The 16,804-nt window shown below is 58.7% G+C and carries 17 protein-coding genes; 9 read left to right on the top strand and 8 right to left on the bottom strand.

Annotated elements, in window-relative coordinates; translation table 11 throughout:
* Positions 1 to 98 precede the first annotated feature (98 nt).
* The gene (locus ACM1ZW_RS28370) at positions 99 to 3,194 is read right to left on the bottom strand and encodes a hypothetical protein (protein ID WP_416739811.1); all 3,096 of its coding nucleotides are present in this window, start codon (positions 3,192 to 3,194) and stop codon (positions 99 to 101) included.
* 283 nt (positions 3,195 to 3,477) lie between these two features.
* On the opposite strand from ACM1ZW_RS28370, the gene ACM1ZW_RS28375 reads away from it, so the two are divergent.
* The gene (locus tag ACM1ZW_RS28375; RefSeq protein ID WP_414884405.1) at positions 3,478 to 4,416 is read left to right on the top strand and encodes a class I SAM-dependent methyltransferase; all 939 of its coding nucleotides are present in this window, start codon (positions 3,478 to 3,480) and stop codon (positions 4,414 to 4,416) included.
* 23 nt (positions 4,417 to 4,439) lie between these two features.
* Here ACM1ZW_RS28375 and ACM1ZW_RS28380 read toward each other — a convergent pair whose 3' ends face one another.
* Positions 4,440 to 5,213: a helix-turn-helix transcriptional regulator gene (locus tag ACM1ZW_RS28380; protein WP_416739812.1), complete on the bottom strand. Its 774-nt coding sequence runs from the start codon at positions 5,211 to 5,213 to the stop codon at positions 4,440 to 4,442.
* A gap of 111 nt (positions 5,214 to 5,324) precedes the next feature.
* On the opposite strand from ACM1ZW_RS28380, the gene ACM1ZW_RS28385 reads away from it, so the two are divergent.
* On the top strand, positions 5,325 to 6,428 hold the full coding sequence (locus ACM1ZW_RS28385) for a polyamine ABC transporter substrate-binding protein (protein ID WP_416739813.1): 1,104 nt from the start codon (positions 5,325 to 5,327) through the stop codon (positions 6,426 to 6,428).
* Positions 6,429 to 6,501: 73 nt separating this feature from the next.
* The gene (locus tag ACM1ZW_RS28390) at positions 6,502 to 7,620 is read left to right on the top strand and encodes a P1 family peptidase (protein WP_414878383.1); all 1,119 of its coding nucleotides are present in this window, start codon (positions 6,502 to 6,504) and stop codon (positions 7,618 to 7,620) included.
* Here the strand turns inward: ACM1ZW_RS28390 and ACM1ZW_RS28395 are convergent.
* Complete coding sequence (locus ACM1ZW_RS28395) at positions 7,577 to 8,224, bottom strand: NAD(P)H-dependent oxidoreductase (RefSeq protein ID WP_416739814.1); 648 nt, start codon at positions 8,222 to 8,224, stop codon at positions 7,577 to 7,579. The two genes, ACM1ZW_RS28390 and ACM1ZW_RS28395, sit on opposite strands and share 44 nt — an antisense overlap.
* A gap of 86 nt (positions 8,225 to 8,310) precedes the next feature.
* On the opposite strand from ACM1ZW_RS28395, the gene ACM1ZW_RS28400 reads away from it, so the two are divergent.
* On the top strand, positions 8,311 to 8,964 hold the full coding sequence (locus ACM1ZW_RS28400; protein WP_416739815.1) for a TetR/AcrR family transcriptional regulator: 654 nt from the start codon (positions 8,311 to 8,313) through the stop codon (positions 8,962 to 8,964).
* Positions 8,965 to 9,406: 442 nt separating this feature from the next.
* Here ACM1ZW_RS28400 and ACM1ZW_RS28405 read toward each other — a convergent pair whose 3' ends face one another.
* A complete protein-coding gene (locus ACM1ZW_RS28405; protein ID WP_416739816.1) occupies positions 9,407 to 10,024 on the bottom strand; it encodes a TetR/AcrR family transcriptional regulator in 618 nt (205 codons plus the stop codon).
* 155 nt (positions 10,025 to 10,179) lie between these two features.
* Here ACM1ZW_RS28405 and ACM1ZW_RS28410 point away from each other — a divergent pair, with 155 nt between their 5' ends.
* A complete protein-coding gene (locus tag ACM1ZW_RS28410) occupies positions 10,180 to 10,620 on the top strand; it encodes a hotdog fold domain-containing protein (protein WP_416739817.1) in 441 nt (146 codons plus the stop codon).
* A 182-nt stretch (positions 10,621 to 10,802) separates the two neighbouring features.
* Here the strand turns inward: ACM1ZW_RS28410 and ACM1ZW_RS28415 are convergent, their stop codons facing one another.
* The 4 genes from ACM1ZW_RS28415 to ACM1ZW_RS28430 all read right to left on the bottom strand — a co-directional run bounded on the left by ACM1ZW_RS28415 (position 10,803) and on the right by ACM1ZW_RS28430 (position 13,273).
* A complete protein-coding gene (locus ACM1ZW_RS28415; RefSeq protein WP_416739818.1) occupies positions 10,803 to 11,486 on the bottom strand; it encodes a GNAT family N-acetyltransferase in 684 nt (227 codons plus the stop codon).
* A gap of 117 nt (positions 11,487 to 11,603) precedes the next feature.
* Complete coding sequence (locus ACM1ZW_RS28420; RefSeq protein WP_414878379.1) at positions 11,604 to 12,173, bottom strand: YceI family protein; 570 nt, start codon at positions 12,171 to 12,173, stop codon at positions 11,604 to 11,606.
* Positions 12,174 to 12,297: 124 nt separating this feature from the next.
* Positions 12,298 to 12,750, bottom strand: a complete 453-nt coding sequence (locus ACM1ZW_RS28425; protein ID WP_017338418.1) for an Ohr family peroxiredoxin — start codon at positions 12,748 to 12,750, stop codon at positions 12,298 to 12,300.
* A 70-nt stretch (positions 12,751 to 12,820) separates the two neighbouring features.
* Positions 12,821 to 13,273, bottom strand: a complete 453-nt coding sequence (locus ACM1ZW_RS28430; protein ID WP_017338417.1) for an Ohr family peroxiredoxin — start codon at positions 13,271 to 13,273, stop codon at positions 12,821 to 12,823.
* 299 nt (positions 13,274 to 13,572) lie between these two features.
* Here ACM1ZW_RS28430 and ACM1ZW_RS28435 point away from each other — a divergent pair, with 299 nt between their 5' ends.
* Genes ACM1ZW_RS28435 through phnE form a run of 4 tightly spaced genes read left to right on the top strand, consistent with a single transcriptional unit; the run spans position 13,573 to position 16,803 of the window.
* Positions 13,573 to 14,424: a putative selenate ABC transporter substrate-binding protein gene (locus ACM1ZW_RS28435; RefSeq protein WP_416739819.1), complete on the top strand. Its 852-nt coding sequence runs from the start codon at positions 13,573 to 13,575 to the stop codon at positions 14,422 to 14,424.
* Positions 14,421 to 15,218: a phosphonate ABC transporter ATP-binding protein gene (locus ACM1ZW_RS28440; RefSeq protein WP_416739820.1), complete on the top strand. Its 798-nt coding sequence runs from the start codon at positions 14,421 to 14,423 to the stop codon at positions 15,216 to 15,218. Before ACM1ZW_RS28435 ends, ACM1ZW_RS28440 begins: the two co-directional genes overlap by 4 nt.
* On the top strand, positions 15,212 to 16,039 hold the full coding sequence (locus tag ACM1ZW_RS28445; protein WP_017338414.1) for a PhnE/PtxC family ABC transporter permease: 828 nt from the start codon (positions 15,212 to 15,214) through the stop codon (positions 16,037 to 16,039). The genes ACM1ZW_RS28440 and ACM1ZW_RS28445 overlap by 7 nt, the downstream gene beginning before the upstream one ends.
* The gene (gene phnE / locus ACM1ZW_RS28450) at positions 16,036 to 16,803 is read left to right on the top strand and encodes a phosphonate ABC transporter, permease protein PhnE (protein ID WP_416739821.1); all 768 of its coding nucleotides are present in this window, start codon (positions 16,036 to 16,038) and stop codon (positions 16,801 to 16,803) included. Before ACM1ZW_RS28445 ends, phnE begins: the two co-directional genes overlap by 4 nt.
* Position 16,804: the final 1 nt, after the last annotated feature.

Consider the following 16,804-nt stretch of genomic DNA (forward strand, 5'->3'; position numbering starts at 1 on the left):
AGCCGAGTATGGGAGCCGACAGATCGCCAAATCCTCACGTAAAGTTAAATTATTTGTGATAACTCCAAGGGCCAGAGCCGCTTGTTTTGTCCCGTGAGTTAATCATCGACACGATGTTTAGCTAGCTCCGCCTCAAAATCTTCTATCTTAGGGCCTAGAGATAAAAATCTATTCACGCTGTCCTCATAGAGTCTAAACGCCTCCTCTGCCCCTACAGTGCTTCTCGCTTCCGGAATGTCCATATGAGTTTTTTCGACCTGGACCAAATCAATATCTGATAGCTCTGGAGTATACTCACTCCTCAAGTCCAATATCTCCTGGTTTATATCAGCCGAAGTAATTGGCCCGCTACTAAAGGAACGACTCAAGCTACTCGATGAGCTGTAACCAGAATCAGAACTGTCAGTGCTGCTGGTGCGTTCCAAAGGCTTGTCGACATGGGTTTCCGGCAAACTTCTTTGCACGCTCCGCTGGCTATTTTCTTGCTCTTGTTTTCGCCTCTCACTACTTAGGTGTGCCTGATAAGTTTGCGACCGTCCAATTCCAGCAAGTACATTAGTCCACTCACGCCCCCTGACTGCGCGGGCATTCAGATAGTTTGTCTGTTTTTCTGCTTGCCCCCGACTCAGCATATCTTGGCGCTCATTCTCCTCTCGATCACGCTTATTCAAACTGGTTTGATAAGCCTGGGCACCCGCACGGACTGAAAATTTCGCCAGTTCAGCATCGTGCTGTTTGCGCTCTTGTTTCTTTCGCGCCACCTCATTTGCCTCATCGGCTATTCGACGGTTATCCGCTGCAATTCTTTCCTGGCGCTGCTCCCTGGTCCCTATCAATAAACTTATCTCGTGAACTGCCTGATCCTGCCTCCTGGGGTCGGCAAATATGTTGACGGACCCGGCTTGAGGACGCTCAAAGCCTGGAAACTTTCGAGCCAGAAAACCTCGTGCACGTTCCTCACTCAATGTCCCATTGCTTACACAGTTATTCAGAGACTGCATCAAACTCTTCGCTATTTGCCCAGGCACCCAACTTGCTTTCGACCCCAAGAGGCGACCATTGAAATACGAGACCGGAATTCTGAACAGTTCATCTGCTCGCTTAAAAAGATTCAAATCAATGACCGAGGCTTGTACGACAGGTGAAGACTTCGCCAGCAAAATGGCAAATTCCAACATCCGTTCAATTTGCACCGCCTTGATTTCTTCTCCTGAGTTCAAAGCCATTGTCAATTTATGTTGTAGTTCAACGCTAGCAGGACCAACAGTATCCAGCGATTTGCTCACTGGAGCAGTGGGCGGGGTCATTGCATTGGCAGAACCGGATGGCCTATCTGGCTTTGCGTCATCCTCACTATCGCTGTCAGATAAAATATCTGTTCGGTGAGGTGCCGAGAATGCCCCCGCACCGGCTCCGCCGTTATCAGAATCATCGTCACGAGGCTTCTTTTCCATAGCATTGAATACAGGAGCGCAGACGCCTTCCGATGTTTTTCGATCGGCTGCGCCCCCTCCTCTCAAACCCGTTTTTTTACGCTGGGCAATGAAGGCGGCGTTTTCATCGTCTTCGCTCAGACTGTCATCGCCATCATCTGAAACATCCTCTAATTCCTTCGGAATTATTTTATGCCTCTCCAGCGCCTGTATTTCCGTTCCAGTCAATTTATCGTGGTCCCGAAAACAGTCTTCCGGGAGTAGGCGTTTAGTCAAATCTGTGAGATTGCTAAAGCGGTGCTCGGCGTGAGGCTTATAATGGCCACTACCATTTGTCCAGAATTTTATTTTTCCTTCTTCAAATAGAATCTCGCCCGCAAAGAGTGTTGGCTTGCCGCCGCTTAACGAACTGTGACCGTCGACAAAGAACGGGTCTTTATATCGATGATTGTTGAGCTTTCCGTTTGAACTTCTTTCGTAATTTCTCGAACCGCAAATAATATGGTCAGGCTCCTCGGCAAGTATCACAAACGCGAGCACACCTTCCAGATCATACCTTTCCCCATTGTCTTGCCGAACAAACTCATATTCATTTTTGTCGTTTTTTCTGAGGTGAAAAACTTGATCAGGATAAGCTGGTTTCTGCATTTGACCATTGGGATCCTCCCTGAGCACTACTCGGCTTTTCTCCAGAACACTTGGGACTTCAAATGTTGACATTGCAGAAGCATTCAATGTCGTACCCGACGATGCCACACCGGGTGGAACTGTTTCTTTCGCGGGTACATAGCGAGCCCACAATTCTGGATCCTGCTCCCACGGCGAGGGTTCCGGCATGTTGTTTTTATAGAACCTGACGGTATCGCCCAGTTGCGCTCTGCATCGATACAAATGGCGCAGTTCTTCCGCCGTTATTCCGTTTGCTTCCAGCTCTTTATTATCAACCACATCAACCATCTGAATATCATCCAGCAGAACATGGAGGCAGGCCGTTGACACACCTTCACTTTTTTGCTGAATAAACTCATCGATCATACGTTTACTTATATTAGAAAAGAGGTAGGTGGCCGATTTATGAATCCGTTGCCATGCTTCTCCCCTGGTAAATTTTTCCCGTCCTTCTTCTGCATCGAGGAGGCCGTATGCATGAGCATAACCAGGATGCTTGCACAGATCTGAAAACAACTTATCCAGTTTATTGCTTGTACTATCCGGAATGTCTGAAAAAGCATTGTTAACACCTCCACTCTCTTGTGCTCTCTCTTCCAACTCGACAACACAATCAAAAAAACCGGTCACAAAATCTATAACACAATCCACGGGTACACTGGGTGTAACATCCGACAAAGCAACCTTGCCATCCTTGGCATTGTTATTGCCAAACGAATTATTATCCCTACTTGGCTTTTTTCGTTGTTTCTCTGCCGTCACGACAACTGCCAGCGCGTCTTCCACGTCGATTATCGTAGTAGGTTTGTCGTTTACCTCTGTGCCTGGCAGACTTTCAAAATTATAGGCTTCAGGCTGCTCAGCCATTATATTAAATGCAACCCTCAGACTTTCCAGGAGACGGACAGGCGTCCATGTAGAATTTTCCTTGCTGGTGATCGAAGACAGACCTAGTACGCGATCTCCTCTAGCTTCAGAAAAAGAAGAGCAGAAATACTGTTTGGATGCTGCTGTTGCAGAGGCTGTTTCGCTAACTTTCTGTCGAACACTTTGAGTGCTTAACAAGCTTGAAGAACCGCAAGAAGAGAACATGCTATTTGTTTCTACCGTCAATGTATGCAGGGGTCTAACGCTGCGAAATGGTTTGTCGCGCAGTTTGAACGTCCAGGCAATTACAGCAACGCCGGCATCGTAACTAAATATTTGATGGCTGCCACCTGTGTTGACTTTGATGAAAAGCCAGGCGGATACAAGCCAGCCCTGTATCTGGGAGTAGGACCTCCAAGCATAGAAACTCCCACATTGATTGCGTCATCCGCTCATTCGCTGCAATTGTGGTTAAAATGCCGCCCCCTCAAATCGCCGATCCGACCCGATGAACTCAGAAGCGCTGACCACCCTCCACGACCATCTGCTGACAGCCCTGGCAACGGCCCCCGCAGAAACCCGCCGGCTGTTCCACGGTCGCGGTCGCTGCTGGCCGGGTCTGGAGCAACTGACCGTCGACTGGCTGCAGGGCGTGGTGCTGGTGTCACTGTTCAAGGAACCTGAAGCAGCGCAACTGGATGCGTTGAAACAGCGGCTGATGGCGATCACCCGGTCACCCGAGTGGACGCAATCCGGCGCACATACCCTGGCGCTGCAGCATCGTTACCTGCTGCAAAGCACCACCGAATGGCTGGTCGGGGATGTGATCGAGGACATGACCATCACCGAGGGTGGCCTGCGCTATCGCGTGGACCTGGGCCGCAAGCAGAACACCGGTTTGTTCCTCGACATGCGCTACGGCCGCGATTGGGTGCGCGCCAATGCACAGGGCAAGCGGGTGTTGAACCTGTTCGCCTACACCTGCGGTTTTTCGGTGGCGGCCATCGAGGGTGGCGCTGAACACGTGGTCAATCTGGACATGTCCAGCCCGGCCCTGAGCCGTGGCCGCGACAATCACCGGCTCAACGGGCACGACTTGAGCAAGGTGAGTTTTCTCGGCCACGACCTGTTCAAGTCCTGGGGCAAGGTGATCGGCAAAGGTCCGTATGACCTGGTGATCATCGACCCGCCCTCCTTTCAGAAAGGCAGCTTTTTGCTGACCAAGGATTACCAGCGCGTGCTGCGGCGGTTGCCGGAATTGCTCAGCCCGCAAGGCACGGTGCTGGCCTGCATGAATGACCCGGCGTTTGGCGCGGACTTCCTTATCGAGGGCGTGATGCGTGAAGCGCCGAGCCTGCGGTTCGAGCGACGGCTGGAGAACCCGCCGGAGTTTCCGGATGCGGATGTCGAGTGTGGGTTGAAGGCGTTGGTGTTTACGCTCGGCTAACTAAAGATCTTTTGAAGTTGATATCAACGCGGCCGCAATACCAACGCGAACAACTCGCCATGCCCGTTCACATTGAGCTTGTGATAGACGTTGCGCCGATGCACCTTCACCGTTTCCGGCGAAATCCCCAGTTGCTGGGCAATCGCCTTGCTGGAGAAGCCCTGAAGAATCAGGCGCGCCGTTTCGATTTCCCTCACCGTCAAGCGCGCATCAAAGCGATCCAGCAGGGTCGCCAAATCCCCGGCCACAGCCTCGGTGGCCGGGCCTTCCGGCGGCATCAATTGCAGGTGACGACGCATCGCGGCCAACACCCAGTCACGCACACAGAGCAGACGGCCCTGCTCTTCCAGGGTAAAGCACGTCGAGCGACCCAGTGACAGACCGAGCAGGGCACCCTCGGCGTTGATCATGAACTGCAACTCATCACTGCCCACCACCGAGCGGAAGTAGCTCAGGTAATACTCGCTCTGCTGAAACTGGTCGGGGGCTACCGAATCGAGGCTGTGCAAACCGTCAGCGATACCGGCACAGGCCGCCTGATAAAACGGATCGAGCAGGTACATGCCGGCGCTGTAGCCGGCCAGTTCGTCAGGGTCGTCGCCGCTGCCCCTGGTGTCGAAATCAATCAGCAGGCGCGGCACTCGGCCAGGCGTCATCACCGCGACCAAGGCATTGTCCAGCGGCACCAGCAGTCGCAGCGTATCGAGCAGCGCACGCCAGAAACCGTCCTGCCCCAACGCGCCAAACACCCGCGCCAGGCCCTGGTGCACCGGCAACTCTTTCAGCAACGCATCCACGCTCTACCCCTTTCGAGTAACCCATGATGGGAATGGGTGAGTTCCCGGCCTGCCGATACGCTGCAAGCACCTGTTCATCACCGGCCTGCAGCAGGCTAGGAGTGCCGCATCATGAGTCGTCCCCGTCAACAGATCAATCTTGGGTTGAGCGCCTGTCTGTGCGTTTCGCTGGCGGCGGTGGCTGCCGAGGGCCCGACGGTTCACGTCTACAACTGGTATGACTACATCGGCCCCACGACCCTGCACGACTTCAAACGCGACACCGGCATCTCACCGGTTTACGACACGTTCGACAGCGCCGAAGTGCTGGAAGGAAAACTGCTGACCAGCCGCAGCGGTTATGACGTGGTGGTGGCCAGTAACTTCAGCCTGCCGACCTTGATCAAGGCTGGCGCACTCGCGCCCCTGCCCCATGCAAAGATGCCTGACTTCAAAAACATGGACGCTGATCTGTTGGCGAAACTGGCCAACAACGACCCAGGCAATCAGTACGCCGTGCCGTACCTGTGGGGCACCAACGGCATCGGCTACAACGTCGACAAGGTTCGCGCCGCGCTGGGCGACAAGGCGCCGGTGGATTCCTGGGAGCTGGTGTTCAACGAAGCCAACCTGGCCAAGCTCGGCCAGTGCGGCGTGGCCATGCTCGACTCGCCGTCCGAGATGCTGCCGGTCGCCCTGCACTACCTCGGTCTGCCGCCCAACAGCACCAACCCCGAGGACTACAAGAAGGCGGAAGCGCTGCTGCTGAAACTGCGTCCGCACATCGCCTACTTCAACTCGTCGAAGTTCATCAGCGACCTGGCCAACGGCAACATTTGCGTGGCGGTGGGCTGGTCGGGCGCGATGCTCGAAGCCAAGACCAACGCCGAGCAGGCCAACAACGGCGTGAAGATCGCCTACAGCCTGCCCAAGGAAGGCGCGCCGGTGTGGTTCGACACCCTCGTGTTGCTCAAGGATGCACCGCACCCGGAGCAAGGGCTGGCGTTCATCGATTACTTGATGCGCCCTGATGTGATTGCCCCGGTCAGTGACCACCTCAACTACCCCAACGGCAACCGCAGCGCCACGCCACTGGTGGCCGAAGCGACCCGCAACAATCCGGCGGTGTACCCGTCCGCCGAAGCCTTGGCCACGTTGTTCACCCTTCAGCCGCTGCCGCCGGCCACCGAGCGGGTGCGGACGCGGATCTGGAGCAAAGTCAAAAACGGTCAGTAATTGCGCCGCTCCCGCAGGGTCTGCGTCTAGCCCAGCCACTTTTTTCTGCCACGAATTGAAGATGAGAGAATCGATGAAACCACGTGCCCGCGACCTGAACCTCCAGTTCGGCCAACTGCAGCCTGGCCCGCTCAATGCCATCACCGATGTACCCGGCGTCCGGGTCGGCCACAGCAATGTGCGGGGCCGCAGCGCGCATGGCCGCGATATCCTGACCGGGGTCACCGTGATCGAGCCGCGAGCCGGTTCCACCAGCCAGCACCCGTGCTTCGCCGGTGTCCATGTGCTCAACGGCAACGGCGATGCGACCGGTCTTGAGTGGATTCGCGAAGCGGGTCTGTTGACCAGCCCGGTCGCCTTCACCAACACCCACAGCCTGGGTGTGGTTCGTGATGCGTTGATTGTCCTGGACCGTGAACAGCAACCCGACGACGGACGCCTTTACTGGAATATGCCGGTGGTGCTGGAAACCTTCGACGGTTTGCTCAATGACATCAATGGCTTTCACGTGAAGCCCGAACATGTGGCTGAGGCCCTGCGCACCGCAACGGGCGGGCCCGTGACCGAAGGCTCGGTCGGCGGTGGCAGCGGCATGATCTGTCACGAATTCAAGGGCGGCATCGGCACCGCTTCGCGACGTCTGAACAGTGCCCAGGGCGGCTGGACCGTTGGCGCCATCGTCCAGGCCAACCACGGCATCCGCAATGAATTGCGCGTCGACGGTTACCCGGTCGGGCGCTCCATGGAAAAAGCTGACTCGCCATTTCTCAAGGCCTCGTTGCCCCATCCGGGCATGGGCTCGATTGTCGTTTGCCTGGCCACCGATGCGCCGCTGTTGCCGCATCAATGCACCCGCCTCGCCCAACGCGCCAGCCTCGGCCTGGCACGCACCGGCGGCGGTAACGAAGACCATAGCGGCGACATCTTCATCGCGTTCGCCACCGGCAACGACGTCCCACCCGCGGCTTATGAAAGCAAGAAGGCGCCGACTACAGACCACCTGCGCATGGTCAACAACGACCACATCAGCGAGTTGTTCCTGGCCGCCACCGAAGCCGTGGAAGAAGCGATCATCAACGCCCTGCTGGCCTCCGACACCGCCGAAGGCAATGGCCATGCGGTGCCGGGGCTGGACGCCGAAACGCTGCTCAAAGCCTTGCGTCGGGCAGGCTGGCCGGGCGAACAGGCGTAACGGGATCGACCTGTGCCGAAGCCGCAAGGAGGCGGCGACCCAAGGCGCTAGCGGCCTCCAGATGCACCGTCGGGTTCTGGCTTTCCGACTCGAGGAACAGCTCGGACGTCAGCACCCGAGCACCGCAGTAATCGAAAATGCCGTGGTCGATCTGCGTTCTCATCGCCTCAGTGAAACCGTGTCGATCAAACGTGCCCGCATCGGCACCACCGACACCGATGAGGTGAACCCGCAGGTGACCCAGTTTTTTCTCCAGGCTGTCCGCCGTGTAATCGAACGCCCAGCCGTTGGTGAACACTCGATCGATCCAGCCCTTGAGAATCGCCGGCATTGACCACCAGTAGACCGGATAGACCAGCACCAAATGGTCGGCGCGGTCGATTCGTGCCTGTTCGGCGATCACATCGGCGGGCGGTGACGCTTCCCGGTGATGCACCGCAAAATCCGCGGCGCCGAACCTCGGTTCGAATCCTTGGGCGAACAGATCGGCAAATTCCACGGTGTTGGCGGGATCGCTGGCGGTCAGGCCTTCAGCGATCCGGACCGCGAGGCTGTGGGTAAGCGAATCGGGATTGTGATGAGCGACAACGATGAGGGTATGCATGATGGAAACTCCTGGTTGAGAGCACAAGGCGGACCTTATATACTCTTGGTAAGTTACGATCAGTAAGTTACTTTTGGTACATAGCCATGTCAACCTCCAAAACAATCGCGCAAGATTCCACCCCGCAACCACGACGACGCCTCTCCCGGGAGGACCGCCTGCGCCAGTTGCTGGACGTCGCCTGGCAACTCGTTCGGGAAGAAGGCACCGACGCGCTGACGCTGGGGCGGCTCGCCGAACAGGCCGGGATCACCAAACCGGTGGTGTACGACCACTTCACGACGCGCCCCGGCTTGCTGGCGGCGCTCTACCAAGACTTTGATGCGCGCCAGACTGCCGTCATGGATACGGCACTGCAGAACAGCGAACCGACGCTGGTCGGCACCGCCAGGGTGATTGCCTCGTCGTACGTGGACTGTGTGTTGCTGCAGGGCAACGAAATCCCGGGCGTGATTGCCGCGTTGGCCAGTTCGCCGGAATTGGAGAAGATCAAGCGCGAGTACGAGGCGATCTTCCTGAACAAATGCCGATCCGCCCTCGCCCCCTTCGCGGGCACGGGCGAGATCACGGCAGCGGGTTTGCGGGCGATGCTCGGTGCGGCGGAAGCCTTGTCCCAGGCTGCCGCGACGGGTGAAATCAGCGCCGTACAGGCGCAGGACGAGCTATTCGAAACCATCGTCGCAATGGTTGAAAGAGGCGCGCGTGGCAGGACTGGCACAGAGGCGACTAGCGGTACTTGAGTGCCAAACCTCATCTTCCTACGATGATTCTACGCAGCCGTTTGTTTGCTCAACTCAGCGGTTGCGTAGGTGGTGAGTGATCTGAACCCCTACCAAGCTCGCCGCTTGTTTCACGTGCATCTTGAGCCTCGAGAGCTCTACTTCCTCCCCATCAAAGAGCCTTGAGGCTCTTTTTCAAGTGCACGCATTCCAGACAGGAAAAAGCCCGGCTTCTGACCGCAATGTTGTTCACTTAAGAGTGTCTTGAATCAAAGGAAACTTGTGGCGAGGGAGCTTGCTCCCGCTTGAGTGCGTAGCACTCACAAAACTCGGCAATAGTTGTCAGATTTTTGGGGCCGCTACGCAGCCCAGCGCGAGCAAGCTCGCTCGCCACAAAGGTATGCACGATCCAAGAGCGCGCTTAAGTGAACAGCATTGGGCTTCTGACCGGGCTTTTTGCTGTTCAATCGCCGGAAACCGATCGCCACGCCGCGTGTGCAAGCGTGTCCCGGTACACCTTCGGACTGCCCTTTACCCGGCCCGACAGCCATGCCCTGCAATAGCTGTCTGCCTGGCCAATGATCAGCGACAGCAGCAACTCGGCCGGAGTGCCTTTCAACTCATCGCCTCTGGCCGAAGCCGACAGCCATTCCAGCAGTTGCTTGTTGCGCGCCTTGTTGCGGGTCGTCAGTTCGTCCTTGAAAGGCCCTTTGGTGACGGCAAATCGCGCGTGGTACTGGAAGCGCGCCCACTCGGGTTGGCTGTCGACCCAATCCACGTAACTGTGCACCAGCGCGTATACGCCTTCTTGCGTGGTTTTCGCGTCGCTCAAATAGCTGTCGCGCAACCTGGCCTGATCGTCCAGGGCGGTGAAAAACAGCGCGGCCACCAGACCTTCCTTGTTCCCGAAGTGGTGATAAATCGCGCCCACGCTGGTGTCGCATTCGGCGCGGATCATTTCAATGGTCGTGGCCTCGATCCCCTGCTCATTGAACAGTGTGAGGGCCTTTCGAAAAATATCGCGCTTGAGTTCAGCGCGTCTTCCGGGGTAGCAGCGCTCGAGTAAATCTGACGTTTCCATGTTTAACACAGACCCAAAAAACCAAGAGTGAAGGCAGGTGATCGCCATCGAACAAGGTTGACAGATTTCCCGCTGACAGAATACTGTTCCGTCACAGAACATTATTCTGTTACGGAACAACATTCTGTTAATCCGATCATCAATGAGGTTTCAAAATGAGTCAGTTCCTCAGCCTGTTTAACAGCGTGGGCCCGCAAGCCTTCAGCACAATGGTCTGCCAGGTGGCGCCCTACTTCAGCACCATCAACCCGCTGGTCACGGAGTTGCGCAAAGGCTCTGCGACGGTGCAGGTGCCGTTCGCCAAGGAAATCACCAACCACCTGGGCACCGTGCACGCCATCGCGATGTGCAATGCGGCTGAACTGGCGGCGGGGATGATGACCGACGTGTCGATTCCCGAAGGGGCACGCTGGATTCCAAAAGGCATGACGGTCGAGTACCTGGCGAAGGCAAAGACCGACGTCACGGCGGTGGCCGATGGGGGCGACGTCGACTGGACCACGGGAGGCGACAAAATCGTGCCGGTGGACATACTCGACGTTGAAGGCAGGAAGGTGTTCACGGCGCGGATCACCATGAATGTGAAGCTTTCTTAAACCCTGATTGGGTCTAATGTGGGAATGGGCTTTTTGTGGCGAGGGGATTTATCCCCGTCCGGCTGCGCAGCAGTCGTAAACCCTGTACATGCGGTTTAACAAGGAAATGCTGGGGCCGCTGCGCAGCCCAACGGGGATAAATCCCCTCGCCACAAAAGCTCGCTTGTACATTTAGAGCGCGGTTACTCGCCCAACCGCTCGCGGACAAACTCATTGGCCTTGTACGTCAGCTGGTCCAGATGCCGGTCACGCTGTTTCTCCGCATCGAGCATCGCGCGCTTGCCGTGTTTTTGCAGCAAGTAGGTATGAATCTGCCGCACCTCCAGCGAGCTGTAGATCGACGCCACATCCAGCAATCCCATCAAGCCGCCGGAACGATGATCGCGGGTGTTCATCAGCACCTGATTACCGCGCACGCCCACCACCTGAAAGCCCATCGACTCAAACCACGGTACCTTGGCAACCGCGCAGGTCAGCTCGGCATGCGGGTAGCGACCGACCATTTCCCGCAGCATCTTGCGCGCCACGCCCTGGCGCCGATGACCGGCCTGGACCGCCATGTACGCCACGCCGCACGCCTCGGGATCATCCTGGAACGGCAAGTACAGCAAGAAACCGATAACCGTTTCCGGATCGTCCACGTCCGTGGCGACGATCAACTCCACTGCAACCCCTTTCGACCCGTTCAACGCCTCCAGATAGAGGTGCACTTCGTAGCCGATCGCGTATTGGTACACGTTGTACAACAGGTTGCTCGGCGGGATGGCGACCATGCTGATGTCGGTCAGGTTGTCGACGACCATCTGCAGGATCTGGCTGGAGAGGTGCTCAGGGCACGGGGTCTTGAAGTGGGTGATCTGGGGCATTGAGGCTCTGGACTCTGGGAACGGACGGGCGTGCGTATCATAACGTGCTGGCGGGACCGAAGGGGGGAGCGGTGCTGGTTGTTCGGGCCTTGGCGCCGGCAAGCCGCGACGTGCACCCTACTGCTGCGGCGCAACCATGCGAAATCTGATGTTGATGTCGTCGGAAACCACCGTGTCCGCCCACTCGCCCTCACCTATGTTGAAGTCGCTGCGCTTGAGCGTCAGTTCGCCATCGAAGATGCCGATGGCGTTCTCGGCTTTCAGTTGCACGGGCACTTCCACCTCGCGGGTGATGCCCCTGAGCGTGAGTTGGCCGGTGATCGAATAGCGGTCGTTGCCCACTGATTTCACAGCGGTCGACTCAAACGTCGCCACCGGCGAGTTCGCGGTGTCGAACCAGGCGGGCTTTTTCAGTTCTTCGTTGGCGTCAATGCTGCCGGCATCGATGCTGTCGAGCTGGATGGTGAGCGCGGCATGGGCCGCTGAAGGGTTTGCGGTGTCGAAATCCAGCCTGCCTTCGAATTGGCTGAACGTGCCGTAAACCCGAGAGCTGAACTGGTTATAAGTGAAGGAAAGCGTGCTGGCGGTTGTATTGACTTGCGTGTATTCGGCGGCATCGGCGCCAGACAAGGCGCCAAAGGTGAGCGCAACAACCCATGCGGCGAAAGGTGGCAATCGAGGATTCATGGGACTCTCCGGGCGAGGCTCCCACTGATTTGATCAGGTTGTTGCACCGTTTCACCACCGTTTTTTTTTGCAACGGCGTGAACTCGTCCGGCGCCCGCCCGTGGCGCCGTCGAGTCCTGTCGCATCACTCGGTGATGACGTTCAGTGCCACGTCGATGTTGCCGCGGGTGGCTTTCGAGTACGGGCAGATCTGGTCGGCCGTGTGCGCCAGCTTCGTTGCAATCTCGTTCGACAGGCCTGGCACACGCAAGGTCAATCGAGCCTGCAGGAAGTACGCCTGACCGGTCTGGCCCAGATCGACCTCGATGTCCACGGACGTCTCCGCCGGCAGTGCCACGTTCAGGTCCTTGGCCACCAGCCCGACCGCTGCGGTGTAGCAGGCGGACCAGGCGCCGGCGAACAGTTGCTCGGCCGTCGGGTGCGGTTGAGTGTTCGAAAACACATGTGCCGGTGTGGCGCTGCCGGGCGACGACAGCACGATGTCGAGGCTGCCGCTATGTCCGCGCGAGGTCTTGCCAGCGGCGCTGACGGTGGTGTGGGTTTTGCCGGTGGCCAGTACTTTATCGATCTTGCTCATGATGATTCCCTTAAGATTTGTATTCGTATGCGCTTTTATCGCACGCGATATATATGAAATAAAAAAAGATTTAAACGGTGAGGACATTCAGCGCCACGTCGATGTTGCCGCGAGTCGCTTTCGAGTACGGGCAAATCTGGTCAGCGGTATGCGCCAGGGTCGTTGCAATGTCCTGCGACAGGCCAGGTACACGCAAAGTCAGCCGAGCCTGAAGGAAGTACTCCGCACCGCCCTGCCCCAGATCGACTTCGATGTCGACCGACAGATCCGCCGGCAGCACCACGTTCAAGTCGTTGGCCACCAGACCGACCGCGGCGGTGTAGCAAGCCGACCATGCACCGGCGAACAGTTGCTCGGCCGTCGGGTGCGGCTGGGTCGCGGCGAATACGTGGGCTGGCTTGGCAGTGCCCGGCGTCGACAAGGTGATGTCGAGGCTGCCGTTGTGACCGCGTGAGGTGTTGCCGGCAGCGCTGGCGGTGGTGTGGGTTTTGCCGGTGGCCAGGACTTTGTCGATCTTGCTCATGGGGTGAATCCTCTACGGTGCAATGGGGTTTGATTTCTTGTCGCGTTCGATTGTGTCGTGTGCGATGGATTAATATTCACTCAGGCACGCACCTGTGTCAATAGGTCGTAGCGCACATCGCTGACGAACGGTATTTATCGCCCCGGCTTCCCCCTGGCTTACATCCACGTCACACTTGCACCAAGGCCTGAAGCAATCGGCCCCGCTACGCTTCGTCTAACCTCACAAAGCGCCTTGCCGTCACCTGCGTGTGCCCGGCGCACCTCTATAGTGTTCCGTAAATGCACCGGAGAATTTCCATGTTCAAGCGTACCCTGGCATTGACTGCCGGCCTGGCCCTGTCTTTTTGCACCCTGCTCTCGCAGGCCGCCGACACCTTGAAGGTCAGTGCGATTCCCGATGAAGCGCCCACCGAACTGTTGCGAAAATTCAAGCCGCTGGGCGGCTACCTGGAACAGCAATTGGGCATGAAGGTCGAGTTCGTGCCCGTCAGCGATTACCCGGCCGTGGTCGAGGCGCTGGCCACCGACCGGATCGATATGGCCTGGCTGGGCGGCTTCACGTTCGTGCAGGCACGCCTGAAAACCGGCAACGCGATTCCGCTGGTACAGCGCGAACAGGATGCGCAGTTCACCAGCAAATTCATCACCGCCGACCCCGCCGTCAAATCCCTCGCCGACCTCAAGGGTAAGACCTTTGCCTTCGGCTCGGTGTCTTCCACGTCGGGCAGCCTCATGCCGCGCTACTTCATGCTCAAGGACGGCATCAAACCGGAAACCTACTTCAGCCGCGTCGGCTACTCCGGCGCCCATGACGCCACGGTCGCCTGGGTCCAGGCCGGCAAGGTCGACGCCGGGGTGTTGAACGCCAGCGTGTGGGAAAAACTGGTCGCGGCCGGCAAGGTCGACACCAACAAGGTCAAGGTGTTTGCCACCACCCCGGCCTACTTCGACTACAACTGGACGGTACGCGGGACCCTCGACCCGGCACTGGCGGCCAAGATCAAAGCCGCGTTCCTCGCACTCGACCCGGCGAATCCGAAGGACAAGGAAATTCTCGATTTGCAGGCCGCCAGCCGATTCATCGAAACCAGCCCGGAAAACTACAAGGGCATCGAGGAAGCCGCACGCGCCGCCGAACTGCTCAAATGACGTTGCATCTGACCCAGGTCAGCCTTACCCACGCCAACGGCGTTCACGCGCTGCGTGGCGTGGACCTGCACATCGAAGCCCACGAACAGGTCGCCATTATCGGCCCGTCCGGTGCCGGCAAATCGAGCCTGCTCAACCTGCTGGCCACCGCCCTGCGACCGGGCGCCGGCGAGCTGCAAGTGCTCGGCGAGCGAGCCTGGCAGTTGTCGGCCGGTCAGCGTCAGCGCTTGCGCGCACGCATCGGTTTGATCCATCAAGCGCCGCCGTTGCCACCGCGCCAGCGTGTGGTCACGGCGGTTCTGGCCGGCAAGCTGGGTCAATGGGGATTGGGCAAGAGCCTGCTGAATTTGCTCTATCCGCTGGACATTCCGGGCGCGCGAGCGGCCTTGGCCAGGCTGGACCTGAGCGACAAACTGTTCACCCGATGCCAGCAGTTGTCCGGCGGACAGTTGCAGCGCGTGGGCATTGCCCGGGTGTTGTACCAAGCGCCCGAGGTGTTGCTGGCCGATGAACCGGTCTCGGCCATGGACCCGGTGCTGGCCGAGCACACGCTGTCGGTGCTCTGCCGTCATGCCCGGGAGCAAAACGTCACACTGGTCGCCAGCCTGCACGCGGTGGAGCTGGCCCTGGCGCATTTTTCGCGGATCATTGGCCTGCGTGACGGGCAGATTCTGTTCGACCTGCCCGCCAGCGCCGTCGACCGTGAGCAGCTCGACGCGCTCTACGCCAACGAGCAACTGGAACGCTCGCCGGTGCCTCCCGCTCACTTGAGTGTGCAGATTCCCCGATGCTGACGTCCGACACCCGCGATCCGGCCACCCTGCCGCGCCTGCTGCTCAGCCTGCTGGCCATCGCCCTGCTGTGGCCGGGCATCCACTACAGCGAGCTGGACCTCGGTGTGCTGGTCGCAAGTGACAGCCAGAGTGAAATCGGCCGGTTCGTGTCCGCCTTCTGGCCCCCGGCCCATGACGCGGCGTTCATCGAGCTGTTGCTGCAAGCCACCCTGCAAACCCTGGCGATCGCCACGGCGGGCATGGCCCTGGCGTTGCTGTTGGCGATTCCCGCCAGCCTGCTGGCCAGTCGTGCGCTGTCGTTGTCGGCGGCGTCGCGTGCGGGGCGCCCGAGTTATGGGGGCCAACTGCTGCGCTGGCCGGTGCGCGGGCTGCTGATTTTCCTGCGCAGCGTGCCGGAAATCGTCTGGGCCCTGCTGTTCGTGCGGGCTGTCGGCCTCGGCCCGACTGCCGGCGTGCTGGCCATCGCCATTACCTACAGCGGCATGCTGGGCAAGGTCTACGCGGAAATTTTCGAATCGGTTGATCAACGTCCGGCCCATGCATTGCTGCAATCCGGCAGCGGTCGGCTGGCGGCGTTTTTCTACGGAATCCTGCCCAATGTCTCGGCAGAACTACTGTCGTACACGGTGTATCGCTGGGAATGCGCGATACGGGCCTCGGTGGTGATGGGTTTTGTCGGCGCCGGCGGGTTGGGTCAGCAGATGGACCTGTCGTTGCGCATGTTCGCCGGCGGAGAAGTGGCCAGTCTGCTGCTGACCTTCCTGGTTCTGGTGCTGCTCGCCGACCAACTCAGCCGCCTGCTGCGCTGGAGGCTGGCATGAACCGTCTGTTCAACCTGGCCCTGCTGCTCGGCATCGGCGCCGCCGTCATCGCCTCGTTCATCTACCTCGGCATCGACCTCAGCGAACTCGGCAGCACCGGCAACCTGAACCAGATGGGCGCTTATGCGCAGCGCTTTTTCAGCCCGGACCTGAGCCCCAATCACCTGCAAGCCATCGCCCATGGCGCCCTCGAAACCATCGCCATGTCCGCCCTCGGCACCTTGCTCGCGGCGGTGTTCGGCTTGCTGTTGGCATTGCCCGCGGCCGGGCGTTTCGGCTGGCCGTTGCAGAGCGCCTCACGACTGCTGCTCAACGCGTTACGCGCCGTGCCGGAACTGGTGTGGGCCGCGCTGATGGTGCTCGCCGCCGGCCTCGGCCCCAACGCCGGCACGCTGGCGCTGGCGCTGCACACCACCGGCGTGCTCGGCCGGTTGTTCGCCGAAGCGCTGGAAAACACCCCGTCGGAACCGGCCGATGCCATCCGGTTGCAGGGCGGCAACGCTGTGTGTGCCTTCTGTTACGGCACCCTGCCCAACCTGTTTCCGCAGCTGCTGGCCTACATCCTGTACCGCTGGGAAAACAACATCCGCATGGCCAGTGTGCTCGGCTTCGTCGGCGCCGGTGGCCTGGGGCAAATGCTCTATGTCAGCCTCAGCCTGTTTCAGGAAGCGCAAGCCAGCACAGTGATTCTGGCGATGCTGATCCTGGTCTTCGCCGTCGATACCTTGAGCAGTTGGAGTCGGCAACGCTGGGTCCAGGCCTGAG

This window comes from Pseudomonas sp. NFX71 (genome assembly GCF_048079215.1).
GTDB lineage: Bacteria > Pseudomonadota > Gammaproteobacteria > Pseudomonadales > Pseudomonadaceae > Aquipseudomonas > Aquipseudomonas fluorescens_B.